Source organism: Paraburkholderia sp. A3BS-1L (assembly GCF_051125215.1).
In the GTDB taxonomy this organism is placed as follows: Bacteria; Pseudomonadota; Gammaproteobacteria; order Burkholderiales; family Burkholderiaceae; genus Paraburkholderia.
The window spans coordinates 1222586-1246812 of sequence record NZ_CP120443.1 but is presented as its reverse complement, the minus strand read 5'-3'; the positions used below and the strand labels follow the sequence as shown (position 1 = coordinate 1246812).

Annotated in this window: 23 protein-coding genes; 6 read left to right on the top strand and 17 right to left on the bottom strand. The window is 65.6% G+C overall.

Annotated elements, in window-relative coordinates; all coding sequences use genetic code 11:
- Positions 1-121: 121 nt before the first annotated feature.
- Positions 122-1759: a gamma-glutamyltransferase family protein gene (locus tag P5W99_RS20815; protein WP_421025308.1), complete on the bottom strand. Its 1638-nt coding sequence runs from the start codon at positions 1757-1759 to the stop codon at positions 122-124.
- 114 nt (positions 1760-1873) lie between these two features.
- Between P5W99_RS20815 and P5W99_RS20810 the strand changes: the two genes are divergently transcribed.
- The gene (locus tag P5W99_RS20810) at positions 1874-2746 is read left to right on the top strand and encodes a LysR family transcriptional regulator (RefSeq protein ID WP_421026989.1); all 873 of its coding nucleotides are present in this window, start codon (positions 1874-1876) and stop codon (positions 2744-2746) included.
- Between the two features lie 92 nt (positions 2747-2838).
- Here the strand turns inward: P5W99_RS20810 and hutG are convergent, their stop codons facing one another.
- The 6 genes from hutG to hutC all read right to left on the bottom strand — a co-directional run bounded on the left by hutG (position 2839) and on the right by hutC (position 9750).
- Positions 2839-3648 carry an N-formylglutamate deformylase gene (hutG, locus tag P5W99_RS20805; RefSeq protein WP_421025307.1) on the bottom strand — a complete coding sequence of 270 codons (810 nt, stop codon included), beginning with the start codon at positions 3646-3648 and terminating at the stop codon, positions 2839-2841.
- A gap of 50 nt (positions 3649-3698) precedes the next feature.
- A complete protein-coding gene (locus P5W99_RS20800; protein ID WP_434662737.1) occupies positions 3699-5099 on the bottom strand; it encodes a formimidoylglutamate deiminase in 1401 nt (466 codons plus the stop codon).
- A gap of 35 nt (positions 5100-5134) precedes the next feature.
- Complete coding sequence (hutI, locus tag P5W99_RS20795) at positions 5135-6361, bottom strand: imidazolonepropionase (RefSeq protein ID WP_434662735.1); 1227 nt, start codon at positions 6359-6361, stop codon at positions 5135-5137.
- Between the two features lie 36 nt (positions 6362-6397).
- Positions 6398-7087: a HutD/Ves family protein gene (locus P5W99_RS20790; RefSeq protein WP_421025304.1), complete on the bottom strand. Its 690-nt coding sequence runs from the start codon at positions 7085-7087 to the stop codon at positions 6398-6400.
- The gene (hutU, locus tag P5W99_RS20785) at positions 7084-8772 is read right to left on the bottom strand and encodes a urocanate hydratase (RefSeq protein ID WP_421042689.1); all 1689 of its coding nucleotides are present in this window, start codon (positions 8770-8772) and stop codon (positions 7084-7086) included. Before hutU ends, P5W99_RS20790 begins: the two co-directional genes overlap by 4 nt.
- A gap of 264 nt (positions 8773-9036) precedes the next feature.
- Positions 9037-9750, bottom strand: coding sequence for a histidine utilization repressor (hutC, locus tag P5W99_RS20780; protein ID WP_421027105.1), 714 nt, complete (start codon positions 9748-9750; stop codon positions 9037-9039).
- Between the two features lie 317 nt (positions 9751-10067).
- On the opposite strand from hutC, the gene P5W99_RS20775 reads away from it, so the two are divergent.
- Positions 10068-10688: an alpha/beta fold hydrolase gene (locus P5W99_RS20775; RefSeq protein ID WP_421026987.1), complete on the top strand. Its 621-nt coding sequence runs from the start codon at positions 10068-10070 to the stop codon at positions 10686-10688.
- 83 nt (positions 10689-10771) lie between these two features.
- Here the strand turns inward: P5W99_RS20775 and P5W99_RS20770 are convergent, their stop codons facing one another.
- The 7 genes from P5W99_RS20770 to P5W99_RS20740 are packed head-to-tail and all read right to left on the bottom strand — an operon-like array spanning position 10772 to position 17586.
- Positions 10772-11818, bottom strand: a complete 1047-nt coding sequence (locus P5W99_RS20770) for an ABC transporter substrate-binding protein (RefSeq protein ID WP_421026986.1) — start codon at positions 11816-11818, stop codon at positions 10772-10774.
- Positions 11819-11830: 12 nt separating this feature from the next.
- Positions 11831-12967, bottom strand: coding sequence for an NAD(P)/FAD-dependent oxidoreductase (locus P5W99_RS20765; protein ID WP_421026985.1), 1137 nt, complete (start codon positions 12965-12967; stop codon positions 11831-11833).
- Positions 12960-14384 carry an FAD-dependent oxidoreductase gene (locus P5W99_RS20760; protein WP_434662729.1) on the bottom strand — a complete coding sequence of 475 codons (1425 nt, stop codon included), beginning with the start codon at positions 14382-14384 and terminating at the stop codon, positions 12960-12962. Before P5W99_RS20760 ends, P5W99_RS20765 begins: the two co-directional genes overlap by 8 nt.
- A complete protein-coding gene (locus P5W99_RS20755; RefSeq protein ID WP_421026983.1) occupies positions 14381-14710 on the bottom strand; it encodes a (2Fe-2S)-binding protein in 330 nt (109 codons plus the stop codon). Before P5W99_RS20755 ends, P5W99_RS20760 begins: the two co-directional genes overlap by 4 nt.
- 52 nt (positions 14711-14762) lie before the next feature.
- Entirely contained in the window at positions 14763-15557 is a 795-nt protein-coding gene (locus P5W99_RS20750; protein ID WP_421026982.1) for an ABC transporter permease, read from the bottom strand.
- 27 nt (positions 15558-15584) lie between these two features.
- Positions 15585-16502, bottom strand: coding sequence for an ABC transporter permease (locus P5W99_RS20745; protein WP_421026981.1), 918 nt, complete (start codon positions 16500-16502; stop codon positions 15585-15587).
- On the bottom strand, positions 16495-17586 hold the full coding sequence (locus P5W99_RS20740) for an ABC transporter ATP-binding protein (protein ID WP_421026980.1): 1092 nt from the start codon (positions 17584-17586) through the stop codon (positions 16495-16497). The genes P5W99_RS20745 and P5W99_RS20740 overlap by 8 nt, the downstream gene beginning before the upstream one ends.
- 301 nt (positions 17587-17887) lie before the next feature.
- On the opposite strand from P5W99_RS20740, the gene P5W99_RS20735 reads away from it, so the two are divergent.
- Positions 17888-18742, top strand: a complete 855-nt coding sequence (locus tag P5W99_RS20735) for an IclR family transcriptional regulator (RefSeq protein WP_421026979.1) — start codon at positions 17888-17890, stop codon at positions 18740-18742.
- Positions 18743-18784: 42 nt separating this feature from the next.
- Here the strand turns inward: P5W99_RS20735 and P5W99_RS20730 are convergent, their stop codons facing one another.
- Genes P5W99_RS20730 through P5W99_RS20720 form a run of 3 tightly spaced genes read right to left on the bottom strand, consistent with a single transcriptional unit; the run spans position 18785 to position 21202 of the window.
- Entirely contained in the window at positions 18785-19063 is a 279-nt protein-coding gene (locus P5W99_RS20730) for a hypothetical protein (protein WP_434662723.1), read from the bottom strand.
- Between the two features lie 32 nt (positions 19064-19095).
- A complete protein-coding gene (locus P5W99_RS20725; protein ID WP_434662720.1) occupies positions 19096-20502 on the bottom strand; it encodes a sensor histidine kinase in 1407 nt (468 codons plus the stop codon).
- Positions 20503-20524: 22 nt separating this feature from the next.
- Positions 20525-21202: a response regulator gene (locus P5W99_RS20720; protein WP_421026976.1), complete on the bottom strand. Its 678-nt coding sequence runs from the start codon at positions 21200-21202 to the stop codon at positions 20525-20527.
- A 203-nt stretch (positions 21203-21405) separates the two neighbouring features.
- On the opposite strand from P5W99_RS20720, the gene P5W99_RS20715 reads away from it, so the two are divergent.
- From P5W99_RS20715 to P5W99_RS20705, 3 genes are all read left to right on the top strand, one after another.
- Positions 21406-22425 (top strand): ABC transporter substrate-binding protein, encoded by a 1020-nt coding sequence (locus tag P5W99_RS20715; RefSeq protein WP_421026975.1) that lies wholly within the window; start codon positions 21406-21408, stop codon positions 22423-22425.
- Positions 22426-22510: 85 nt separating this feature from the next.
- Complete coding sequence (locus P5W99_RS20710; RefSeq protein ID WP_421026974.1) at positions 22511-23305, top strand: ABC transporter ATP-binding protein; 795 nt, start codon at positions 22511-22513, stop codon at positions 23303-23305.
- A gap of 46 nt (positions 23306-23351) precedes the next feature.
- Positions 23352-24215, top strand: a complete 864-nt coding sequence (locus tag P5W99_RS20705) for an ABC transporter permease (protein WP_421026973.1) — start codon at positions 23352-23354, stop codon at positions 24213-24215.
- Positions 24216-24227 lie beyond the last annotated feature (12 nt).

Genomic DNA, 24227 nt, shown 5'->3' with positions numbered 1-24227 from the left:
ACTCTTCATGTCTCGTCTCCCTGCTCTATTGCTTTGTTGTACTTAGTGATCTGGAAAAATCAAAAGCCGGCGCTCCAGCGCTGGCCGGCCGCGTTGCACGCATCGCCGGCCCTGCACGCAATCAGAACCCCGCGGCCAACCCGTCGCGGCGCGAATCGCTCGCTGCCACGTAGCCGCGCTCGGGATCATTGCGATCGAGCTTCCAGATGAACTGGCCAGAGCCGAAGTCCATATACGGATCGTCGATGCTCTTGATCTCGTGACCCCGCGCCGCAAGCTCTTCGGCAACCTGCGCGTCGAGCGTCGATTCGATATCGACCGAGAAATCGCGATTCACCTTCCAGCGCGGCGCATCGCAAGCGGCCTGCGGCTGCTGGCCGTAGTCGAGCATGCGCACGACCGTCTGCAGATGGCCTTGCGGCTGCATGTCGCCGCCCATCACGCCGAAGCTCATGACCGCCTCTTCGCGGCCCTCCACCTGCTGCGTGAGGAACCCGGGAATGATGGTGTGGAACGGGCGCTTGCCGCCTTCGACGACGTTGGGCGAGACCGGGTCCATCGAGAACCCGCAGCCGCGATTCTGCAGCGCGATGCCCGTTCCCGGCACCACCACGCCCGAGCCAAAGCCCATGTAGTTCGACTGGATGAAGCTCACCATCATGCCGCGTTCGTCGACAGCGGACAGATAGATCGTGCCGCCCGACCTCGGCATGCCGAAATCGAACTGCGTCGCGCGCTTGAGGTCGATGAGTTTCGCGCGCTCCTTGAGATAGGCGTCGTCGAGCATCTGTTCGGGCGTCACTTCCATCGAGCGCGGATCGGCGACATAGCGATAGACATCGGCGAATGCGAGCTTCATGGCCTCGATCTGCAGATGCTGCGACTCGATGCCATCGCGCGGCAACGACGTCACGTCGAACTGCTCGAGAATGCCCAGCGCGATGAGCGCGGCGATGCCCTGACCGTTGGGCGGAATCTCATGCATCCGATAGCCACGATATTCCTTCGAGATTGGCTTCACCCAATCGGCGCGATAGTTGCGCAAATCGTCGCTCGTGAGCGCCCCGCCGCCCTCGCGCGCGAACGCAGCGATGCGCTCGGCGATTTCCCCTTCGTAGAAGGCGCGCGGACCGAGCTCGGCGAGCCGCCTCAGCGTGGCCGCGTGGCCCGGCAGGCACACGCGCTCGCTCACCTCGGGCGCGCGGCCGCGCGGCATGAAGGTCTCGGCAAAACCGGGCTGGTCGTGCAACTCGGGAATGGCCGCCTGCCATTTGTGCGCGACGATCAAGGCAAGCGCGTAGCCGCGCTCGGCGATCTCGATCGCGGGCTCCATCAATTCGGCAAACGACAGCGAGCCGAACTTCGCGTGCAACGCTTCCCAGCCGGCAATCACGCCGGGCACGGTGACGGTGTCCCAGCCGCGCTTGGGCTGCATCGCGAGGCCGTTTTCCTCGCCGTACTTGCGCCGGAAGTAATCGGGGTTCCAGGCGGCGGGCGCGGTGCCCGAGGCATTCAGCCCGTGCAGTTGCGCGCCGTCCCAGACGAGCGCGAAGGCGTCACCGCCCAGGCCGCACGACACCGGCTCGACCACGGTGATGGCCGCCGCTGCCGCAATCGCGGCATCCACGGCATTGCCGCCCTTCCAGAGCATGCGCAGGCCCGCCTGCGCGGCAAGCGGATGCGAGGTCGAGACGATGTTGCGGGCGAACACCGGCAGGCGCGGCGTCGGATAAGGGTTCTGCCAGTCAAAGCGTGTCATGGCGGTATCGAACGGAAAGATTGGAAATAGCTGGAATGCCGATGCGTCGATTATCTTGAAGGCTTGAGCAAAAAAATATTAATATTTTGTTTTCAATACTTAAAATTTGCTTACATGCTTTCCCTGCGCATGCTGCGTACCCTGCACGCCGTGGCCCGTAGCGGCTCATTCGCCCTCGCAGCGGAACGGACCGCGCTCACGCAGGCGGCTGTGAGCCTGCAGATGCGCGGGCTCGAAGAAGCACTGGGCCGGCAGATCTTCGATCGCCGCGCGCGCCAGGTCGCGTTGACGCGCGAGGGCCGCGAAATCTGCGCGAAAGTCGAGCGCATTCTCGAACTGATCGACGAGTTGCCGGCTCGTGCCGACGACACGATTCGCGGCTCGGTCATCGTCGGCGCCGTGGTGTCGGTGATCGGCGCCCTCTCGCTCGCCGTCGCGCATCTGAAGACCGAGCATCCCGAACTCGAAGTGCGACTCACCTCGGCGCGCTCCGCGGAGCTAGCGCGCATGGTGGAAGAAGGCGACGTCGATCTCGCCGTGGTGGTTGGCAATGCGGACGGCGCGCTGCACGAATCGCTCGCATGGACGCCGCTTTATGAAGAGCCGCTCATGCTGGTGACGAGCCGCGCCACCGAGGGCGGCGAGACGGGAGGCACCGCGCGCCGCATCCTGCGCGAACGCAGCTTCCTGCGCTTCGACCGCCGCGTGCCGACAGGCGCCGTGATCGACGAAGCCTTGCGCACGCTCGGCATTAAACCGCAGGAATATCTCGAACTCAATTCCATCGAAACAATCGTTTCGCTGGTGCGCAACGATGTGGGCGTGAGCGTGCTGCCTGTGCTCCATAACGGCCACTGGCACGACGATGCCAACCTGCGGCTGATTCCGCTTTGCAATCCGCCGTTCATGCGCACCGTGGGCATGATCCATCGTAAGTCGAACAAGCGCACGCTGCTGTTCAACACGCTAGCGGAAATGCTGCGCTGAGTATTGGGATTTCCGAACGGGTTTCCGAAAGGAAAAAACCGGCTCTGGATCGATGATCCAGAGCCGGTTTTTATTGCGTACACGTTCCGTCTTCAGGCGATCGCGGCATTCAGCGCCTTCACGGCGTCGAGCGCGCCACTCACCATCTCGCGCAACGCCGGCTCGACCTTGTCGGCCAGCGCCGGCGCGTAGTCGAACGGAGCATGCTCGTTCATATAGGTGGACTGGCACATTTCGAGCTGGACCGCATGCACGCCGTCGAGCGGCGCGCCGAAATGGCGCGTGATATAGCCACCCTTGAAGCGCCCGTTCGCCACCCACGTGTATCCGCTGCCTGCCGCAGCCAGTTCGACGCGTGCCTGCACCGATGCATGCGCGGTGCGGCCTTCCTGCGTGCCGATATTGAAGTCGGGCAATTTGCTTTCGAAGAGACGCGGCAACACGCTCGCAATCGAGTGCGCCTCCCAGAGCAGCACGTTCGCATGCTTGCCGCGCAGACGCTTCAGTTCGGCATGCAAAGTATCGTGATACGGCTGCCAGTACGCGGCCACGCGGCGCTGGCGCTCGGCGGCATCGGGCGCGCAACCGTCACGGTAGAGCGGCTCGCCGCGGAACGTTTCGGTCGGGCACAGCGACGTAGTGGTCTGCCCCGGATACAGGCTTTCGTCGTTGGGTGGACGGTTCAGGTCGATCACATAGCGCGAGACGCGCGCGCCCAGAATCGTCGCGCCCAGCGACTTCGCGAAGGCGTAGAGGCGATCGAGATGCCAGTCGGTATCGGCGAGGCTCAGGGCCACATCCGTATATTGGCCGCGCAGCGACTCGGGGATGGACGTGCCCAGATGCGGGATCGAAACGATGAGCGGCGCGTCGCCGCGCTCGAGTGTGTAGAGGTCTGTCATGAGTCGGTCCGTTCAGTGGATTACAGCGCACATCGTCGAGCTTGCTGCGTTCATGTGTCGGCCAGCAAACGCGCAAGCGTCTTGCGATAGTCCGCGTAAAGGCGCTCTTCTGCGCGATGACGCCGGCCTTCGACCACTTTCTCGCCGGCAGTGTAGACGTCGAGCACGGGCGTTTCGCCATGCTCGCAGAACACGACCGAAGAGAGCCACGTCTGCGGCGTCTTTTCCGCGAGATCGGGATGCTGCGGATCGAGCACGATCCAGTCGGCGCGCGCGCCCGCTTCGAGCGCGCCCACTGCGCGGCCTGCAGCGCGTGCGCCGCCCGCGAGCGCGGCGGCAAACAGCCGGTCCGCCACGTTCGCCGCCTGCGGCGCGGCCAGCACGTTGCGCTCGCGCCGCACGAGACGCTGCCCATATTCGAGCAGGCGCAGTTCCGCGCGCCAGTCCACGCCGATATGGCTGTCCGAACCCACGCCGAACACGCCCTGCGCGTCGAGATAGTCGTGCGCAGGGAAAATGCCGTCGCCGAGATTCGCCTCGGTGGTGAGGCACAGCCCCGCCACCGCGCCGCTCTTCGCGAGCGCCTTGGTCTCCTGAGCGTCAACATGCGTGGCATGCACGAGGCACCAGCGCGCGTTCACGTCGAAGCGATCGAGCAGCCATTGCACCGGGCGCGCGCCTTCGGTCTCGACGCAAGCGTCGACTTCGGCGGTTTGCTCGGCGATATGGATATGCACGGGTGCGCCCGGCAACGCTGCATCGAGACCCTCGAGCAGCGTGCACAGCGACGCCTGCGAGACCGCGCGCAGCGAATGCGGCGCCACGCCGTAGCGCAATGCGCCATGCTCGGGCCGCTCGCCGCGCACGGCCTCGATGATCGAGAGCAGTTGCTCAGGCGTATTGATGAAGCGCCGCTGATCGTCGCGCGGCGCACGCGCGCCGAAACCGCTGTGCTGATAGAGCACGGGCAGCATGGTCATGCCCACGCCGGTCTCGCTCGCGGCATCGACCACGCGCTGTGCAAGCTCGGCCGGGTTGGCATAGCGTTGCCCGTCGTGCGCATGATGCACGTAGTGGAATTCGCAGACCGACGTATAGCCGGCCTTGAGCATTTCCACGTAAAGCCAGCGCGCGATCGCGCCGAGATCGTCAGGCGTGATGCGCGCAGCGAAGCGATACATCAGATCGCGCCAGCTCCAGAAGCTGTCGGTAGGATTCGCGCGGTATTCGGTGAGTCCGGCCATCGCGCGCTGAAAAGCGTGCGAATGAAGATTAGGCATGCCTGGCATGAGCGGGCCTGACGCCTGGGCGACGCCCGCGGGCGCGGCCGGAAGGTCGGCCTGGACGCGTTGGAGGTTGCCCGCCGCATCCCATTCGAGCAGCACGTTGCGGCGCCACCCTTGCGGTAGCCAGGCGTGCGTCGCGAACAGCGCGCGTGAGTTGGAATTCATAGTCGATGCCTGCTTCAAGCGTTCAATTCATGCGTTCAAATCGTCTTCGAGCGACGCTCGAAGACCGTCTTGCCGCCGCGCACGACGCGTGCGCAAAGCGGCCGGCCGATCCAGTAAGCCAGTTCCGCGAGCGATTGCACGTCCCACACCGCGAAGTCCGCCGGGCGTCCTTCGGCGAGCGTGCCGTGCCGCTCGGCGTCGCCGAGCGCACGCGCCGCGTGTTGCGTCACGCCTTGCAGCACCTCGGGCACGGTCATGCGGAACAGCGTGGTCGCCATATTCATCATGAGCAGTAGTGACGTGGTCGGAGACGTGCCCGGATTGCTGTCTGTCGAGATCGCAATCGGCACCTCGTAGCGGCGCAGCAAGTCGAGCGGCGGCAATTGCGTTTCGCGAATGAAGTAATAAGCGCCCGGCAGCAGCACCGCGACGCTGCCCGCGGCTTTCATCGCCGCCACGCCGGCTTCGTCGAGAAACTCCAGATGGTCCGACGACAAGGCGCCGTAACGCGCAGCCAGCGCCGCGCCGCCGCTGTTCGACAATTGCTCCGCGTGCATCTTGACCGGCAGATTGCGGCGCGCGGCGGCTTCGAACACGCGCTCGCTCTGCGCGACCGAAAAGCCGATGCGTTCGCAGAAAACGTCCACCGCATCGACGAGGCCTTCGTCGGCCAGCGCGGGCAGCATGCGATTACACACTTCGTCGATATAGTCGTCGGCGCGTCCCGCGAATTCGGGCGGCAATGCGTGAGCGCCGAGGAAGGTCGTGCGCACCGTGACCGGATAGCGCTCGCTGAGTTGGCGCGCGACGCGAAGCATCTTGCGCTCAGCGGCGAGTTCGAGGCCGTAGCCCGACTTGATCTCGACGGCAGTGACGCCCTCGGCGAGCAGCGGCTCGAGGCGCGCGGCCGATTGCGCGTAGAGCTCCGCTTCGCTTGCGGCGCGCGTTGCGCGCACCGTCGAGACGATGCCGCCGCCATTGCGCGCGATCTCTTCGTAGCTCACGCCCGCGAGGCGCTGCGCGAATTCGTCGGCGCGCTGGCCGCCGTACACGAGGTGCGTGTGGCAGTCCACGAGGCCCGGGGTCACCCACGCGCCCTTGAGGTCTTCGCGCGGCCACTGCGCGAACTTCGCCGGCAACGACGCCGCCGCGCCCTGCCACGCGATCTTGCCGTTCTCGACGGCGATGGCCGCGTCTTCGATGGTGTGCCGGGGGTCGCCCTGCGGGCACAGCTTCAGGTGATGCCAGACAGTCTGGTTCATGGAGATTGCGCGGCGCTGCGAGGCGCCGCGTCGCTATCAGGTTCTCGAAGGTTCTCGATTCGCTTGCGCGTTCACGATGTCGAGGGCCATGGCGAGCAGTGCGCCCTCGCCTCGCGTTTCGATCCGCACAGCACGCGCCAAATGCGTCGTGTCGATGCGCAGCGTGTCGCCGGCCGCGAGCGCCGTGAGCTCGCCGCCATTCACGCGCACCTTCGCTTCGCCCTGTGCGCAATAGAGCAGCACGGTGTCGGCCTCGATGCGGCGCGCCACGTTCTCGCGCCACACTTCGAACTGCGCGCGCGCCGCGTCGCGGCGCACCATCAGGTTGAAGTCGCGCGTGGGCCCGTCGACGAGGCGCGCATCGATCGGCGCTTCGCCGTCGAAGCGCGCAACATCGAGCGCCTGCGTCAGCGTATGCGTGCGCACCGGCGCACCGCCGTCCGCCGCCGTCTCGTCGAGCACCATGCCGGCGCCTTCGAGCAGCACCAGCGTGCGCGCCACGCCGTCGAAACGCGAGAACGGGCCGGCCTGCCCGACGTCCGCCACGCTCACGCGCCATGCGAACCCATCGGCAGCCTGGCCCGGCACGGCGCCCGGCAGATGCGCGAGCGCGATCTCGCGCGTGACGCCGCCGCCGTTCTTCCACGGCGACGCCACGAGATCCGCCCCGCGCAGCAGCGTGAGCCGCGCGGCGCCCGCTTCGTCTACCTCGCGGGCGATGCTCATCGGCCCAGCATCGGCAGCTTGAGCCCGGCTTCGCGCGCCGTCCGCTGCGCAAGCTCGTAGCCCGCATCCGCGTGACGCATCACGCCCGTCGCCGGATCGTTCAGCAGCACACGGCCCAGACGCTCGTGCGCCGCCTGCGTGCCGTCCGCCACGATCACCACGCCCGAGTGCTGCGAGAAGCCCATGCCCACTCCGCCGCCATGGTGCAGCGACACCCACGACGCGCCACCCGCCGTATTCAGCAACGCGTTCAGCAGCGGCCAGTCGCTCACCGCATCCGAGCCGTCCTTCATCGATTCCGTCTCGCGGTTCGGGCTTGCCACCGAACCCGTGTCCAGGTGGTCGCGGCCAATCACGATCGGCGCCTTCAGCTCGCCGTTCTTCACCATCTCGTTGAACGCCTGGCCCAGACGATAGCGGTCCTTCACGCCCACCCAGCAGATCCGCGCCGGCAGACCCTGGAACGCGATGCGCTCGCGCGCCATGTCCAGCCAGTTGTGCAGGTGCGGATCGTCCGGAATCAGCTCCTTGACCTTCGCGTCCGTCTTGTAGATGTCCTCAGGATCGCCCGAGAGCGCCACCCAGCGGAACGGGCCCTTGCCCTCGCAGAACAGCGGGCGGATGTACGCCGGCACGAAGCCCGGGAAGTCGAACGCGTTCTCCACGCCCATTTCCAGCGCCATCTGGCGGATGTTGTTGCCGTAGTCGAGCGTCGCCGCGCCGCGTTCCTGCAGCGTCAGCATCGCCTTCACCTGGTGCGCCATCGACTGCTTAGCCACCTTCACGATGCTTTCCGGCGCCACCTTCTGCGCCTCGCGCCACTGCTCGACCGTCCAGCCCTGCGGCAGGTAACCGTTGATCGGGTCGTGCGCGCTCGTCTGGTCCGTCACGCAGTCCGGCGTGATGCCGCGTGCCACGCACTCGGCGAACACGTCAGCCGCGTTGCCCAGCAGGCCCACCGAAACCGGCTTGCCCGCCTTCTTCGCTTCCTCGACGATGGCCAGCGCCTCGTCGAGCGTCCTGGCCTTGCGGTCCACGTAGCGCGTCTTCAGGCGGAAGTCGATGCGCGTCTCGTCGCATTCCACCGCGATCATCGAGAAGCCCGCCATCGTCGCGGCCAGCGGCTGCGCGCCGCCCATGCCGCCCAGGCCGCCCGTGAGGATCCAGCGGCCCGACGGGTCGCCCTTGAAGTGCTGGTTCGCCACCGAGAAGAACGTCTCGTAGGTGCCCTGCACGATGCCCTGCGAGCCGATGTAGATCCAGCTGCCCGCCGTCATCTGGCCGTACATCATGAGGCCCTTGCGGTCGAGTTCGTGGAAGTGCTCCCACGTGGCCCAGTGCGGCACGAGGTTCGAGTTCGCGAGCAGCACGCGCGGCGCGTCGGCATGCGTGCGGAACACGCCCACCGGCTTGCCCGACTGGATCAGCAGCGTTTCGTCTTCGTTCAGGTCCTTCAGCGACGCCAGAATCTGGTCATAGCATTCCCAGTTGCGCGCGGCGCGGCCAATGCCGCCGTACACCACCAGCGCGTGCGGGTGCTCGGCCACTTCCGGGTCCAGATTATTCTGGATCATGCGGTACGCGGCTTCGGCCAGCCAGGTCTTGCACACCTTCTCGCTGCCGCGCGGTGCGCGGATCGTGCGGCTCGGGTCGAGGCGGGGATCGGTGAAGTTCGGATGGTTCATGGCATTCGTCTCGGGATAGAAGTTCTTGCGCGGCCCAGGCCCTTCTGCCCACACCGGGCGATGGCCGGAAACGGCGTCGCGGCAACGTGAGCACCAGTCTACCGCCGCCAAGTTGTATATACAACTCGTTTCGACAAAACAAGCGTAGGGAATTACCCTGGCGGGTTTTCCAGCGGGGACTCAAGGGATAGAAGGGATGGAACGCCGGACGAAGGCGCCTATTGACTAGACAAGATGATGGCAGCGGCGCGAAGCCGCGCCATTTCAGACGGTGCCGGCCAGATGGAAGCGCGAAGCCGGGTGCCAGAGCCGCACCGAAGTCGCGACGTGCTTGCCGACCCACGTGCGGCGCAGCAGCAACAGGCAGGGCTCGCCGATTTCCATGGCGAGATGCTGGCGCACGTGCGCGTCCGGCTTTTGCGCGTAGATGCGGAACTCCGCGCGCTGAATGGGCGCGAGGCGCACCATGTAATTGTTCGGCGTTTCGAGCGTGAAATCCTGCGCGAGATAGTCGGGAAATACCTCGGGATTGACGTAGCGATCCTCGTACTGAATCGGCTCACCCTCTTCGTAGTGCACGATGCGCGAATGAAACGCCGGCCCGGCGTCGAGTTCGAGCGCGGCGATGGCATTCGGGTCCTCGCTGGATTCCAGCGCGAGCACGCGCGCCGTGTGGCGATGGCCGCGCGCGGCGATTTCATCGGCGATGTTGCGGATCTGCAGGACCGTCGATTCGTACTGGCGCGGCGCGACATAGGTGCCCGAACCGCGCACGCGGTTCAGCACCCCTTCGGCCATGAGTTCGCGCAGCGCGCGCGAAACGGTCATGCGCGCAACACCGAACTCCTTGACCATCTCCGTTTCGGAGGGCACGACGTCGCCCGGCTTGAGCGCGCCGCTTTCGATCTGGGCGAGGACGTGGCGCTTGATCTGTTCGTATGCGGGCAAAGGCGTGCCGCGCGCCGGCTTGTTTTGCATAATCGTCATCTGGAAATGGGCGGGCGCATTGCCCGGCTTTCGGCCTTGTTTTCAACTGGGCACGAGCGCTGCGCTCGGGCAAAGCCAACCTGACCGGGGCACATTGTACCGTCAGCGATCGGTCGTGCCGCACGTGTTGGTCCATGCGTTCGCCGATGCCTCGCCCGTTCCGCCCCGCGCGAGGCGGCGCGAGCCTGGGCCCGTGCTAAGATCGGCGGCTCCCACTCCGGCGGCGACGCCTCAACGGCGACCCGGCGGCGCAGCCCGCGACCGCAACTGCGCGGAATCCGCAAGACCCACGCTACAGGCCTTCCAACGTGAACGCTCCCACCCAACTCCTGTTCCTGCCCGGCGCGTCGGGCGATCCCGCGTTCTGGCAGCCGCTCGCAGACCAGCTCGAGCATCCCGCCGAGCGTCGCTTCCTCACTTATCCGGGTTTCGGCGGCGCACCCGCGGACCCCGAGGTCGAGAATTTCGAGGATCTCGTGCGCCAGATCGTCCAGCAGATCGACCGGCCTAGCGCGCTGATCGCCCAGTCGATGGGCGGCGTGCTCGCGTTGCGTGCCGCGCTGGCCAAGCCGGCGCTCGTCACGCATCTGGTGCTTGCCGCCACCTCGGGCGGCCTGGACACCCAGGCGCTCGGCGCGAGCGACTGGCGCGAGGAATTCGCCGCGCAAAACCCGCACTTGCCCGACTGGTTCCTCACCTTGCGCGAGGACCTCACGAGCGAGCTTGCGTATGTCCAGCAGCCGGTCATGCTGCTGTGGAGCGACGCGGATCCCATCAGCCCGCTAGCCGTCGGCGAAAAACTGCTCGAACTGTTGCCGAACTCGGAGCTCGACGTGGTGAACGGCGGCGGCCACGACCTCGCATGCGAGCATGCGCGCGTGCTTGCACCGCTCGTCGACGATTTCCTGCAAGCGGGCGTCGCCGCGTAGTCAGCGCCCGAGACCGGTCTGGCTACGCGTCGCTGCCGTCACAAGACGCGTGCATGGCGAGCGGCATCCATGCACGCGTCAGTTCATTGCTCGATCTGCCGGTTCCAGCGCGAATCCCACTGTGCGCGATGCTGGTTGATCACGTCCCAGTCCACCACCGTCACCTTCTTCACGAGCTGGTTGAGGTCGCCAAGGCTCTTTTGCATGTCCGGCGGCATGGTCGCGTTCTGATTGGTGGGAATCTGCTTGCCGGCAGCCGCGGCCTTGCTTTGAGCAGGCGCCGAAAGCAGGAATTGCGCGAGTTTTTGCGCGAGTTGCGGATCGGAATTGTTCTTCACGACGCACAGGTCGACGAGCAGCAGCACCGCGCCTTCCTTCGGATTCGCATAGGCCACGGGCAAGCCCTTATCCTTCAGGTCGCCGACGGCAGTGGGCGTGAGCGGGAAGATACCGGCCTCGCCCGTCTGGATCATCTCCGAGAGCTTGGCGGAGTTCGGAATATATTCGACGACGTTCGGCCCCACCGTGCTCGGCCACTTCGTGAAGCCCGGCTCGACGTTGTTCTCGCTGCCGCCCATCAGGCGGTTGATGGCCAGAAAGCCGTGCAGCCCGAAGGTGCTGCTGGAAGCAGACTGGAACACCACTTTGCCCTTGTACTTGGGATTTTCAAAATCGAGCCATGAAGTGGGGGGCGCCCAGCCTTTCTCGGCGAACAGCTTGGTGTTGTAGCCGATGCCGGTCATGCCGAGTTGCACGCCCGCGCCCATGTCGCCCTTCATGCGCGCGAACGGATACAGTTCCTTGAGCACCGGCGAATCGTCGAGCTTCTCGCACACGCCCATGCTGACCGCGCGCGCCATCACGCCGTCGTCGAGGAAAGCCACATGAATCTGCGGGCTGTTGCGGTTCGCCATGAGCTTGGCCAGCACGTCGGACGACGTGCCCGGCACGACCACGACTTTGACGTTATTGGCCTTTTCGAAGTCGGGCAGGACTTGGCTCGTGTAGGCCTTCTCCATCGGACCGCCGTTCATGCCGATATAGATCGTCTTCGTCTGCGACCAGGCAGAGGTGGAAAGACCCAAGGCGCAAAGCGCAGCCAGCGAAGCCAATGTGCGTGCGAATTTCATCAAGTGGACTCCTTATTGGATGGGGAGAGCGGCATGAACGGAAGGCTCGGTGAAGCGGCCGATTGAAAACGGTTCGATGGGCGTGCTCGCTGTGCCTTCGATGACGAGCTCAGCAAGAACTTCACCCACGCCCGGCGCGAGCAAAAAGCCGCCGCCGGAAAAGCCGAAGGCGTGCAGCAAGCGTGGCGTGGTATGGCTGGGGCCAATGATGGGATTGCTATCCGGCGTTTCGCCTTCTACGCCGCTCCAGGTGCGAATCAGCAACGCGTTGCGCAGTCCGGGCAGCAGCGCGCAGGCTTCGCGCATGACGGCGCGCGTGGTATCGCTGGAAGGCTGCGCGTACTCGCCGTCGCCGTGTCCGCGGCCGCCGCCGATCACGCAGTTGCCGCGCTCGACCTGGCGCGCGTAGACGCCGCCGCCATACACGCCCAGGTTGTGCTGAATAAAACGCGGCAGCGGCTCGGTCACCCACATGTTCGGATAAATCGGCTTCATCGGCGCCACCTCCCCGAATGCGCCCGCGACGGTGTTGGCCCAGGCGCCGGCGGCATTGATGAACCAGTCGGCGCTGATGCGTGCTTCGCCAGCGCGCATCTGGAAGCGGCGCCCATCAAAGCTCAGGTTGCCGAGCGCGGTTTGCTCCTGCACGTGCGCGCCCGCGCGGCGCGCCGCCGCCGCGAAGCCGGGCGAGACGAGACGCGGATTCGCCTGGCCGTCGCTCGCGCACAGCGACCCGCCTATCGCGGCCTTGCCGACCCACGGGTAGCGGCGGCGAAACGCGTCGCCGCTCATGACCTGCGACTCGACACCGTGTTCGCGCGCCATCGCGGACCATGCGTGAAGCGCCTCGATGTCGCTCTCGCGGCGCGCGAGGCGCAAATGCCCCGATACAACGAACTCCCCGTCGATGCCGATCAGTTCGGGCAGACGGCTCCAGACGCGCCGGGCCCGTACCGCCAGCGGCAACTGCTCGGCGGAACGGCCCTGGGTGCGCACGCCGCCGTAGTTCACGCCGCTTGCCTGCGCGCCGCAAAAGCGGCGCTCGAACAGGCCCACGCTCAAGCCCTTGCGTGCGAGCGCGAGCGCCGCCGAAGCACCCACGAGCCCGCCGCCCGCGATCACCACCTGGAAATGGCGTGTGTCATTCATCGTGGGCTTCCTCGTCGACGACCTGAACGCCGTCCTCGAACAGCATGGGTGAAATCGGGATCGGCTTGATGGGCGCCTGGCTACGCAACCGGCCCACTTCGTGCAGCGGCTTGCCGGTTTCCGCGCTGAGCAGCGCCACGGCCGATTCGCCGCACATGCGTCCCTGGCAGCGTCCCATGCCGATGCGCGTGAGCGCCTTCAGACGATTGACTTCCGTTGCAAGGCCACTGCGGATACAACTGCGCAACGTGCCCGCGCTCACTTCCTCGCAGCGGCAGACGGTCAGATCGTCGGGCCAACTGGCGGCACAATCGGCGGGCGGCGTAAAGGCCTGCTCGATACCCGCACGAAAGCGCGCGATGCGTTCGAGACGTTTCTCGATGGTGGCCGCATCGTGCGACTGCCCCGCCGATGCGATGCCGAGGTCTTCGAGCACGGCGAGCGCGGCACGGCGGCCCGCCAGTTCCGCTGCATCCGCGCCCGCGATTCCCGCGCCGTCGCCCGCGAGATAGACCCCTTCGAAGGAGCTACGGCCTGCCGCGTCGCGCTCGGGCAGCCAGCAGCGGTTGAGCGCATCGAAGCCGAAGCGGCAGCCCGCAAGATCGGCGAGCTGCGTTTCCGGACGCAGGCCGTAACCGAGGCCGACGGCGTCGCATGCGAGACGCTGCTCGACACCTTTGGCCGAGCGCCAGCGAACCGCTTCGACGGCCTCGCGGCCATCGATGGCCGCGAGAGACACGCCATGCTCGACACGCACGCCGCGCGCCTTGAGCGAGGCCACGTAATAAACGCCCTTCGCGAACGTGGCCGGTTGATTGAGCAGCGCGGGCGCGGCAGCGGCCTGGCGCGAGAACGGGCTGGTGTCGAGAACCGCAGCCACCTGCGCACCCGCTTTTGCGTATTGGTAAGCGACGAGATAGAGCAGAGGGCCGGTCCCTGCAAACACGGTACGATGGCCGATCGCGCAGCCTTGCGCCTTGAGCGCGACCTGTGCGCCGCCGAGCGTATAGACGCCGGGCAGGGTCCAGCCAGGCAGCGGAACGATGCGGTCGGTCGCGCCGCTCGCGATGATCAAATGCGACCACGGCACGCTCGCTTCCCTGCCCTCGCCCAAGGTCTCGATCCGCCCGGGCTCGCACGACCAGGCGAGCGTATCGGGCCGGTAGTCGATCTTCGAAAGAATCTGTGCCATGGCTTCGTGAGCCGCGTGAGCCTTCGTCGCCTCGAAGCCGTAGAGCGCGGCCCTGGTGCGCGAAAAACCGGCGCCCGCCTCGGGTTGGCGATAGATCTGCCCGCCCCAGCGCGCGTTCTCGTCGATCACGGTCGGCCGCAGGCCAGCGGCGACGAGCGTCTGTGCAGCGCGAATGCCGGCCGGCCCCGCCCCGACGATAACGATACGAGGAGTCATCGTGCTCATTTCCCAATTCCTTCGTTATCCGGATTGTCTTGCGTGAGCACACGCATGCCTTCGCGCAACGGCGTCGAGCAAGCGCGCAGCCGTGTGCCGTCCTCGCAGCGGACCCAACAGTCCTGGCACGCGCCAATCAGGCAAAAGCCCGCGCGCGGCGCGCCGCTGAATTCGCTGCGGCGCACGCGCCGCTGCTGCGTGAGGATCGCGGTGAGCAGCGTGTCGCCCGCGAGCGCCTCGACCTCGACGCCGTCGAGAACGAAGGACACGCGTGCGCGAGCCGTTTCGGCAACACGGACAAACTGGGCAAAGGGAAGCGGCGTGACGGTGCTCATATGCGGTCAACTGGCTGGCGTCAAAAAGTCAGGCGAAGTATCGGCACTGCGTTCAGTGCCGCCCGATCAGGATGCGATTGAGCCCGTAGACGCGATCGAGCAGCAGCATCGCGCCCGCGGTAATAAAAATAACGAGCGCCGATACGGACGCCATCATCGGGTCGATCGATTCGGTCGCGTACATGTACATGCGCACGGGCAGTGTGACGGTCTGCGGCGACGTCACGAAGATCGACATCGTCAGTTCATCGAAACTATTGATGAACGCGAGCAGCCACCCGCCCGTGATGCCGGGCACGATCATCGGCAGCGTGACGCGACGGAACGTGGTCCACGCGTTCGCGCCGAGCGACGAGGCCGCATGCTCGATGCTGCGGTCGAGGCCGCTCACCGAGGCGAGCACGAGCCGCATCACGAACGGCGTGATGATGATCATGTGCGCGAGAATCAGCCAGGCGAACGATCCGGTTGCGCCGATCAGCGCGAAGAAGCGCAGCAGCGCGATGCCCAGCACGAGGCCCGGTATCACGAGCGGGGAAAGCAGCAGCGCGTTGAGAAAACCGCGCCCCGGGAAACGCGCGCGGCCAATCGCGAGCCCGGCCGGCAGCGCGATGGCGAGCGAGAGCGTGGCCGAGGCGAAGGCGAGCTTCAGGCTGTTGAAGAATGCCGTGATGAAGTCCGGGTAGTCGAGAATGGCACGGAACCAGCGCAGCGAAAAACCGTGCGTGGGCAGCGTCAGGGTTTCGTCGGGCGTAAAGGCCACGAGAATGACGATGACGAGCGGCGCCAGCACGAACAGGATGACCAGGCTATGGAACGTGAGAGCGAGCAGTCCGTTTTTGCGCATGATGTGTAATCCGACGATGCAGGAACATCAGCCCATGCTGCGGGCGTAGCGGCGCTCGAGCACGCGGTAGTACGTGAGCATCACCACCAGATTCGCGACCAGCAGGAGCACGGCGATCGTTGCGCCGAGCGGCCAGTTCATCGAACTGAGGAACTGGTCGTAGACGGCGGTCGCCGCCACTTTCAGGCGCCTGCCGCCCAGCAGGCCCGGAATCGCGAACGCGCTTGCCGAGAGGCCGAACACCATGAGGCTGCCCGAGAGAATGCCGGGCAACAGTTGCGGCAGCACGATGCGGCGCAGCGTGGTGGCGGGCGACGCCATCAGCGAGAGCGCCGCATGCTCCGTTTGCGGATCGAGCCGCTGCAGCGAGGTCCACACGGGAATCACCATGAACGGCAGCATCACGTGCACGAGCGCAATGACGATCGCGAAGGTCGTGTATTCGAGCTTGAAGGGCCCCGCGCCGAACAGGCCGAAGAACTGGTTCACGAGGCCGTTCGTGTTGAGCAGCATGCTCCAGCCAAACGCGCGCACCACCACCGAAACGAGCAGCGGCGCAAGAATCACGAGCAGGAATAGCGAGCGCCACGGATCCTGCATGCGCGAGAGAATGTAGGCCTCGGGCGTGCCGATCACGACGCACAGCAGCGTGGTCAACGCGGCAATGCCGAAGGTGCGCAGGAAGATCGTATGGAAGTACGACGAGCCGAGCACCTCTACATAGTTGTGCAGATCGAATGCGGCGACTGGGCCGCTCGACGGATCGAAACGGTAGAAAGTCAGCGCGAACGTCATGGCGAGCGGCACGAGCACGAGCGCGGCGAAGAGCAACAGCGCGGGCGCGCTCATGAGCCACAGCGGCAGATAAGCCTGCCAGCCCCCGTGTGCCGTGGCGCGCGGCGCGCGTTGCGGAGTGGGTTGAGAAGCGGGAAGCGTGCTAGACATGGGGGCCGTCCTGCCGGATGAAGCGAATCGCGTCGCTATGCCAGTCGATGCCCACCTGGTCGCCTTCCGCAAGCGGCTCATTGCCTTCGTTCTGGCAGCACACGAGCATCTCTCCGGCACGGCTGTCGAGCCGGTAGAGCCACTGGCTGCCGAGGAAGAAGCGGCTCGTCACGCGGCCCGCGAGACGTCCCGAGCCGCTTGCGCACAGCTTGAGCTTTTCGGGGCGGATGCACAGCGTGATCGCGTCGCCCACGCCTACCGCCCGAGCGCGCTCGGGCAACTGCGCCATCGAGCCCGTCTCCGCGAGGTCGTTGCCGAGATCGACGCGGATCGTGTCGCCCTCGCGCGCGACGATGCGGCCCGCGAGCATGTTGGCCTTGCCGATGAACTGCGAGACGAAGTCGTTCTCGGGGCGTTCGTAGGCGCGATACGGCGTATCGACCTGCGTGATGCGCCCATGCTCCATCACGACCACGCGGTCGCTGATCGAAAGCGCCTCCGACTGATCGTGAGTGACCATCAGCGTGGTCGTGCCGATCTTGCGCTGAATCGCGCGCAACTCGAACTGCATCTCCTCGCGCAACTTGGCGTCGAGATTGGACATCGGCTCGTCGAGCAGCAGCACCGGCGGCGCAATCACGATCGCACGCGCGATCGCCACGCGCTGGCGCTGGCCGCCCGAGAGTTCGCGCGGAAAGCGGTGCGCATAGGCATCGAGACGCACCAGCGCAAGCGCCTCGTGGATGCGCGCCTTGCGCTCGGCCTTCTCGACGCCGCGCATCTCCAGGCCGAAGCTCACGTTCTGCTCGACGCTCATGTGCGGAAACAGCGCGTAGCTCTGGAACACGATGCCGAGGCCGCGCTTGTTCGGCGGCATGTGGGTGATGTCGCGGCCATCGAGCGTGATGCGGCCGTGCGTGGCCTCCACGAAGCCGGCAATCATCTGCAGCGTCGTGGTTTTGCCGCAGCCCGAGGGGCCGAGCAGCGACACGAATTCGCCCTTTTCCACCGACAGGTTGATATCGGCGACCGCCTGCAAGTCGCCGAACGATTTCGACACATCCGTCAACGTGAGGAACGACATGGTCTGGCCTTCCTGAATCGATCGCATTGCGTTGAAGCGACTCTAGCTAGCCAAATTTTCGACCGTCAATTTAAAATTCCAATGAATGATAGAAATTTGTCTTATATTCCGTTTGATGGAATATATTGACGAACTCACGGCCACGTCATTTCATCAGGCGATCATCGGGAAATCCCTGAATGAATGCTCACAAGCAAATCCGCACAGGCTGTGGCACACGGATTCAGACAGCGCATCAAACCGTATGGTTACCGGCCAGATATTCCGCTGAATGGAATAAATCGACAGAGACGCAACAGCAATGGAAGAGAAAAGTGGCATGCAAAGCGACGACGCCCGCGGCGCGGGCGTCCTGCAACGCGCATTCGCGGTGATCCGCACGCTGGGAGAAAGCGAGGCGCAAGGCAGCCGCGTAACAACGCTCGCCAAGGCCGTCGGCCTCACGCCGGCAACGGTGCACCGCCTGCTGCAGGGGCTGATTGCCGAGGGCGTGGTCGAGCAGGATGAAGGCACGAAGCGCTATCGCCTGAGCGTGGACTTCTTTGCAATGGCCGCGCAGGCCGGCAATCCGAGCGGCATGCGCACGCTGTGCCGCCCCGCGTTGTTGCGCCTGTGCGCAAGCCTTGGCGACACGATCTTTCTGCTCGTGAAAAGCAGCTTCGATGCAGTGTGCCTCGACATGTGCGAAGGGCCGTTTCCGATCCGTTCGTTCACGGGCGACATCGGCGGGCGCGTCGCGCTGGGCGTGGGCCAGGGCAGCCTCGCGATTCTCGCTTTTCAGCCCGAGGCCGAGCGTGAGGAGATCATCCGGTTCAACGTGCCGCGCCTGCGCAGCTATGGCGTGCTCGACGAGGTCTATCTGCGCACGGAGATCGAGCGCGTGCGCAAGCTCGGCTACGCGGGGCGCAATACCGGCGTGCTGGAGGGCATGGCAGGCGTGGCCGTGCCCATCCTCGACCGCAACGGTTGCGCAGTGGGCGCGCTGAGCGTCGGCACGCTGGCTGCTCGCTTGACCGAGGAGCGCTTGCCGACAATCGTCGAATTGCTCAAACGTCAGGCGGAGATCATCGGCCCCCAGACCAATCCGTTCGACGTGGCGGTGCGCCGGCCCATGCACGGACTCACGCGCGCGATGACGACACAGCCATTGGCGTAAGCGGTATCCTCCTGGCTAAAGCCGCCCCGGCAGACCATCATTTCAATAAAAGCCCAACTGCCGAAGCTCGAGCACGGTTGCCATGATGCCTGGTGCCACGATGGCTTCTGGAATGACATGGTTGGTCAGATCGGCAGCCAGCGCATCGATTGCGATGCTTGTCGGGGTTATGGCCCGCTTCGTGCAGTCTTCGTGCAATGTTTCCGCGAGCTCCCAGATGGCGTTATGGCACGTCATGAAGACCACGCCTCGCGCGCGCTGCGCGGGGATGCTGTTGTCTCGCGTCGAATAAACTCCCACGATATTGCACGAATCGCCCATGCCGATCGACTGGGCGCAAGTGCCTGGCGTGCTTACGTTTCGATAACCTTCTCCTGCCGCGGCTCGCGCAACCGCGCGAGCCGCACACGCGCACGCACGCCGCGTCCGTTCGCGCCCGCATCCAGGCCGACTTCGCCACCGTGCGAATGCACGATCTCGCGCACGATTGCGAGGCCGAGCCCCGTGCCCTCCGTGTCCGATGCCGCCCTGAAGAACGGCTCGAACACGCGGGCACGCGCTTCGGCAGGAATGCCGGGTCCGTCGTCGAGCACCTCTAGCGTCACCGCGTCCTCGCGCGACTGCACGCCCACGGTGACGCGGCCTCCAGGCTGCGTATAGCGCAGCGCGTTATCAACGAGGTTGCTCACCATCGCGCGCAGCAGTTCGCGGTGCCCCGAAACGAGCGCCGCGCCATGCAGTTCCGCGCCGAGGTCGATGTCGCGCGCCTGAGCCAGCATCACGAGCCCCTCCACGGCCTCGTGCGCGAGTTGTGCCATATCCACGGGCACGCCAGGCCGCTGCGCGGTGTCGAACGCCTCGGCCTGCGCCAGCAACAGCAGCTTGTTTGTCAGCGCCACCATCGACCGATTGCTCTCGCGCATGGCCGCGAAAACCTCGGCAAGCGCCGGATCCAGCGTCCCCTGCGAGCACGCGTACTGCAATTGCGTGCCCAGCAGCGTAAGCGGCGTGCGCAACTGATGCGATGCATCGGCGATAAAGCGCCGTTGCGCGGCGTTTTGCGCACCGAGGCGCGCGATGCACTGGTTGATCGCATCCACCACGGGCCGCAGCTCCGCATGCAGCCCCTCGGAGCGAATCGGCACGAGGTGCATCGGATCGCGGTCGGCGACCTCGTTCTTGAGCTTCATGAGCGGACGCAGCTCGAACGTGAGGCCGATGCACGCCAGCGCCACCGCCAGCAGCACCATGCCGATCTGGCGCGCGAGCTGGGGCCGCCACAAAGCCGTCGTCATGGCGTCGCGCGAATGCTCCGTCTTGCCCACCGAAACGCGCACGCGCCAGACGCGGCCGTTGTCGTACATCGAGCGCAGCACGCTCACTGCGCGCAGCGCCTCGCCGTGCAGCGCGGCGTCGTACCAGACCGGCGCGTCGACGGCGGGCGCCGTTCCCGAAGCCGGAAAATCGGGCATGCCCGCGAGCAGCGGGCCATCTTCCACGCTGACGTGGTAGAACACCTGATCGCGCTGCGGCGACGCGAAAAGCTCGAGCGCCGCCGGCGGCACGTTCGCGCGCAGCGCGCCGTCGCTCCACTCCACCGAACCCGCAAGCATGCGAGCAGACGAAAGCAGCCTTCCGTCCTGCACGAGATCGGCGGTGTGGCGCGCCGCGCGATACTCGTAGGTGGTCGTGAAAATCACATACAGGCCGAGCGGCACCAGCATCCACCACAACAGCCGGATGCGCAGGCTACTCGTCATCGCGCGGGTTCCTCGTCATGCCTCAAGCCACTTCGTCGCGCTTGCGCAGCAAATAGCCGAGGCCGCGCAGCGTGACGATCGTGGCCGAGCTGCCTTCGAGTTTCTTGCGCAGCCGCGACACGTAGATCTCGATGGCGTCTTCGCTCGGATCGTCGGCGAGCGTGAAGATCGCGTCGGCCAGCGCGGACTTCGAGACGGTCTTGTTCAGACGCAGCATCAGCGCTTCGAGCACGGTGCGCTCGCGCGGCGTCACGTTGAGCGGCGCGCCGTCGAGCGTGAACCGCCCCGTGTTGATGTCGAAGACGAGGTCGCCGCAACTGACTTCGTTGGCGCGCGCCGGCGTCTGCCGCCGGATCAGCACCTTGACGCGCGCCACCAGTTCGCGCACTTCGAAGGGCTTGACGAGATAGTCGTCGGCGCCGCTGCCCAGCAGTTCCACCTTTTCGTCGATCGATCCGCTCGCCGTGAGCACCATCACCGGCGTGGCGTCGCCGCGCTGGCGCAGCCGCCGCAGCACGTTCTTGCCCGAAAGCTTCGGCAGGTTCAGGTCGAGCAGCACGACATCGTAGGCATTGGTGCGCAGGAGCGAATCGGCGGCATCGCCGTCCTGCACCGCATCGCAGGCAAAGCCCTGCTCCACCAGCGTCTTGACGAGCCAGTGAGCGAGCGTGGGGTTGTCTTCGATGAGCAACAGCTTCATGGGCGGGGCGTTGGATGGAAACCGTGTGCGGCGATTGTGCCGGATTGTGCCGCCCCGCGAGCATGGCCGCCTTGCGGGTTAACACGGACGTTCGTGAAGGGGTATCGAAGGCTGGCAGAAAGGTTAGCGTTTCTATAATCGGCCGCATCCATCAAAAAAGCGCGGCCCGCGAGGCCTCGCGCCATACTCAAGGAGACTCCACGATGCCCACGTTGCGCCAGATCGCCGCCGTATCGAGTGTCGCTTTCGCCCTCGCCGCCACCTCCGCCGCCGCGCACGCGGAAAAGATCACCATCATGGTGGGCGGCGCAACCAAAATCATCTACCTGCCCGCCAAGCTGACCGAGCAGCTCGGCTACTTCAAGGACGAAGGGCTCGACGTGGAAATCCAGTCGCAGCCGGCCGGCGTGGACGCCGAGAACGAGCTGCTCGCGGGCGCCGTGCAGGGCGTGGTGGGCTTCTACGACCACACCATCGATCTGCAAAGCAAGGGCAAGGAAGTCCAGACGCTGGTGATCTTCGGCCAGGTGCCGGGCGAAGTGGAGATGGTGTCGAACGCGGCGGCCGGCACGATCAAGAGCATGGCCGACGTCAAGGGCAAGACGCTCGGGGTGACGGGTCTGGGCTCGTCCACGAGCTTCCTCACGCAATACCTCGCGCAGCGCGCCGGCATTGCCTCGAACCAGTACACGCTGCTGCCCGTGGGCGCCGACGCCACCTTCATCGCCGCGATGAAGCAGAACCGCATCGACGCGGGCATGACGACCGAGCCCACCGTCTCGCGCCTCTTGCAGACCGGCGACGCCAAGGTGCTGGTGGACATGCGCACGCTCGACGGCACGCGCACCGCGCTGGGCGGCACCTACCCGGCATCGAGCTTTTATGTGCAGCGCGCCTGGGCGCAGTCGCACAAGGACGAAGCCACCAAGCTCGCGCATGCGTTCTCGCGCACGCTCAACTTCATCGCGACGCATAAGGCCGAGGAGATCGCGGAGAAAATGCCGAAGGATTACTACGGCAGTAATAAGGATCTCTATGTAAAGGCGCTGGCCGCTTCGCTGCCGATGTTCACGAAGGACGGCCGCATGCCCGCCGATGGTCCGGAGACCGTGCTCAAGGTGCTTTCCGCCTTCAACCCTTCGGTCAAGGGCAAGCATATCGATCTCGCGAAGACGTACTCGAACGATTATCTGCCGGCCGCGACCGCCACGGCGGCAAAGTAACGCCGCCACGCAAATCGACATCGACGCTGCATCAACACCCTATCGACCACGCACCATCGACGACGCACTACCGAGGCAACGAAGCATGAGCTCCCTCCACGCGCAAGGCACGCCGGCCATCGAGCTGCGCAACGTATCGTGCCGCTTCATCTCTCCCGACGGCAAGGCGACGCTCGCCCTGCGCGATTTCAGCATGGCGGTCGCCCGTGGGGAGTTCGTTGCCATCGTCGGTCCCACGGGCTGCGGCAAGTCCACCACGCTCAGCATGATCACGGGCCTGCTCAAGCCCACCACGGGCGAAGTGCGCGTGATGGGCGCGCCCGTGAACGGCATCGATCCGCGCATCGGCTTCGTGTTTCAGGCCGACGCCGTGTTTCCGTGGCGCTCGGTGCTCGACAACGTGGCCGCCGGCCCGCTGTTTCGCGGCCGCTCGAAATCGGCGGCCTACGACGAGGCGAACGAATGGCTGCGCCGCGTCGGCCTCGACAAGTTCGGCAAGCACTATCCGCATCAGCTTTCCGGCGGCATGCGCAAGCGCGTCGCGCTCGCGCAGACCTTCATCAACAAGCCCGAAATCCTGCTGATGGACGAGCCGTTCTCGGCGCTCGACATGCAAACGCGCACGCTGATGCAGGACGAACTGCTGCAACTGTGGGGCGGCACGGGCTCGGTGGTGTTCGTCACGCATGACCTCGAAGAAGCGATTGCGCTGGCCGACCGCGTGTTCGTGCTCACGGCGCGGCCCGCGACGCTCAAGAAGGTGTACGAGATCGACTTGCCGCGCCCGCGCATCACCTCGGAAATCCGCTACGCACCGCACTTCGTCGAGCTGTCGCGCGATATCTGGCACGACCTGCGCGAAGAAGTGCAGATCGGCTAACCCGGTCGAATTGGCCAAAACATCAAGCAAGCTGGAGCGCTCGCTCATGTCCACCCCGCAACAAACCTTGCCGCAAGGCATCGACGCGGCCTCGCTCGACGCCGTCGAGCGCGCCGCGCAGCGCCGCATCCGCCAGCGCCATGCGCTCGTGATCGGCCTGCGCATTCTGGTGCTCGTCGTCGTGCTCGGCGGCTGGGAACTGGCCGCGCGTCATAAATGGATCGACCCGTTCTTCTTCTCGATGCCCTCGCTGATCTTCGAGCAAATCGTCGACTGGTTCGTGAACGGCACCTCGCAAGGCCCGCTGCTCACCCAGGTCTGGGTCACGCTCGAGGAAACCGGGCTCGGCTTCATCATCGGCTCGATCGGCGGCGTGTTCTGCGGCATCGTGCTGGGCCGCAACAAGCTGCTCTCCGACGTCTTCAGCCTCTACATCAAGATCGCCAACTCGATTCCGCGCGTGGTGCTGGGCTCGGTGTTCGTGATCGCGCTGGGACTCGGCATGGCGTCGAAGGTGGCGCTCGCCGTGGTGATGGTGTTCTTCGTGGTATTCGCCAATGCGTTCCAGGGCGTGCGCGAAGCGGACCGCTACATGATCGCCAATGCGCAGATCCTCGGCGCATCGCGCCGCCAGGTGACCACGTCGGTGGTGATCCCCTCGGCGCTTTCGTGGATTCTCGCGAGCCTGCACGTGAGCTTCGGCTTCGCGCTGGTGGGCGCCGTGGTGGGCGAATTCCTGGGCTCCAGGCAAGGCATCGGTCTGCTGATCTCGACCGCGCAAGGCGCGTTCAACGCGAGCGGCGTGTTCGCGGCGATGATCGTGCTCGCGGTAGTCGCGCTGATGGCCGACTACCTGCTCACCGCCGTGGAGCATCGTCTGCTCAAATGGCGGCCCACCTCCACGAACTGATTCTGATCGTCT

What these genes read in the sequence shown, in the direction of transcription:
- P5W99_RS20815 (WP_421025308.1), bottom strand. Translation starts at nt 1,759, where the DNA reads ATGACACGCTTTGACTGGCAGAACCCTTATCCGACGCCGCGCCTGCCG.
- P5W99_RS20810 (WP_421026989.1), top strand. Translation starts at nt 1,874, where the DNA reads ATGCTTTCCCTGCGCATGCTGCGTACCCTGCACGCCGTGGCCCGTAGC.
- hutG (WP_421025307.1), bottom strand. Translation starts at nt 3,648, where the DNA reads ATGACAGACCTCTACACACTCGAGCGCGGCGACGCGCCGCTCATCGTT.
- P5W99_RS20800 (WP_434662737.1), bottom strand. Translation starts at nt 5,099, where the DNA reads ATGAATTCCAACTCACGCGCGCTGTTCGCGACGCACGCCTGGCTACCG.
- hutI (WP_434662735.1), bottom strand. Translation starts at nt 6,361, where the DNA reads ATGAACCAGACTGTCTGGCATCACCTGAAGCTGTGCCCGCAGGGCGAC.
- P5W99_RS20790 (WP_421025304.1), bottom strand. Translation starts at nt 7,087, where the DNA reads ATGAGCATCGCCCGCGAGGTAGACGAAGCGGGCGCCGCGCGGCTCACG.
- hutU (WP_421042689.1), bottom strand. Translation starts at nt 8,772, where the DNA reads ATGAACCATCCGAACTTCACCGATCCCCGCCTCGACCCGAGCCGCACG.
- hutC (WP_421027105.1), bottom strand. Translation starts at nt 9,750, where the DNA reads ATGCAAAACAAGCCGGCGCGCGGCACGCCTTTGCCCGCATACGAACAG.
- P5W99_RS20770 (WP_421026986.1), bottom strand. Translation starts at nt 11,818, where the DNA reads ATGAAATTCGCACGCACATTGGCTTCGCTGGCTGCGCTTTGCGCCTTG.
- P5W99_RS20765 (WP_421026985.1), bottom strand. Translation starts at nt 12,967, where the DNA reads ATGAATGACACACGCCATTTCCAGGTGGTGATCGCGGGCGGCGGGCTC.
- P5W99_RS20760 (WP_434662729.1), bottom strand. Translation starts at nt 14,384, where the DNA reads ATGAGCACGATGACTCCTCGTATCGTTATCGTCGGGGCGGGGCCGGCC.
- P5W99_RS20755 (WP_421026983.1), bottom strand. Translation starts at nt 14,710, where the DNA reads ATGAGCACCGTCACGCCGCTTCCCTTTGCCCAGTTTGTCCGTGTTGCC.
- P5W99_RS20750 (WP_421026982.1), bottom strand. Translation starts at nt 15,557, where the DNA reads ATGCGCAAAAACGGACTGCTCGCTCTCACGTTCCATAGCCTGGTCATC.
- P5W99_RS20745 (WP_421026981.1), bottom strand. Translation starts at nt 16,502, where the DNA reads ATGTCTAGCACGCTTCCCGCTTCTCAACCCACTCCGCAACGCGCGCCG.
- P5W99_RS20740 (WP_421026980.1), bottom strand. Translation starts at nt 17,586, where the DNA reads ATGTCGTTCCTCACGTTGACGGATGTGTCGAAATCGTTCGGCGACTTG.
- P5W99_RS20735 (WP_421026979.1), top strand. Translation starts at nt 17,888, where the DNA reads ATGGAAGAGAAAAGTGGCATGCAAAGCGACGACGCCCGCGGCGCGGGC.
- P5W99_RS20730 (WP_434662723.1), bottom strand. Translation starts at nt 19,063, where the DNA reads ATGGGCGATTCGTGCAATATCGTGGGAGTTTATTCGACGCGAGACAAC.
- P5W99_RS20725 (WP_434662720.1), bottom strand. Translation starts at nt 20,502, where the DNA reads ATGACGAGTAGCCTGCGCATCCGGCTGTTGTGGTGGATGCTGGTGCCG.
- P5W99_RS20720 (WP_421026976.1), bottom strand. Translation starts at nt 21,202, where the DNA reads ATGAAGCTGTTGCTCATCGAAGACAACCCCACGCTCGCTCACTGGCTC.
- P5W99_RS20715 (WP_421026975.1), top strand. Translation starts at nt 21,406, where the DNA reads ATGCCCACGTTGCGCCAGATCGCCGCCGTATCGAGTGTCGCTTTCGCC.
- P5W99_RS20710 (WP_421026974.1), top strand. Translation starts at nt 22,511, where the DNA reads ATGAGCTCCCTCCACGCGCAAGGCACGCCGGCCATCGAGCTGCGCAAC.
- P5W99_RS20705 (WP_421026973.1), top strand. Translation starts at nt 23,352, where the DNA reads ATGTCCACCCCGCAACAAACCTTGCCGCAAGGCATCGACGCGGCCTCG.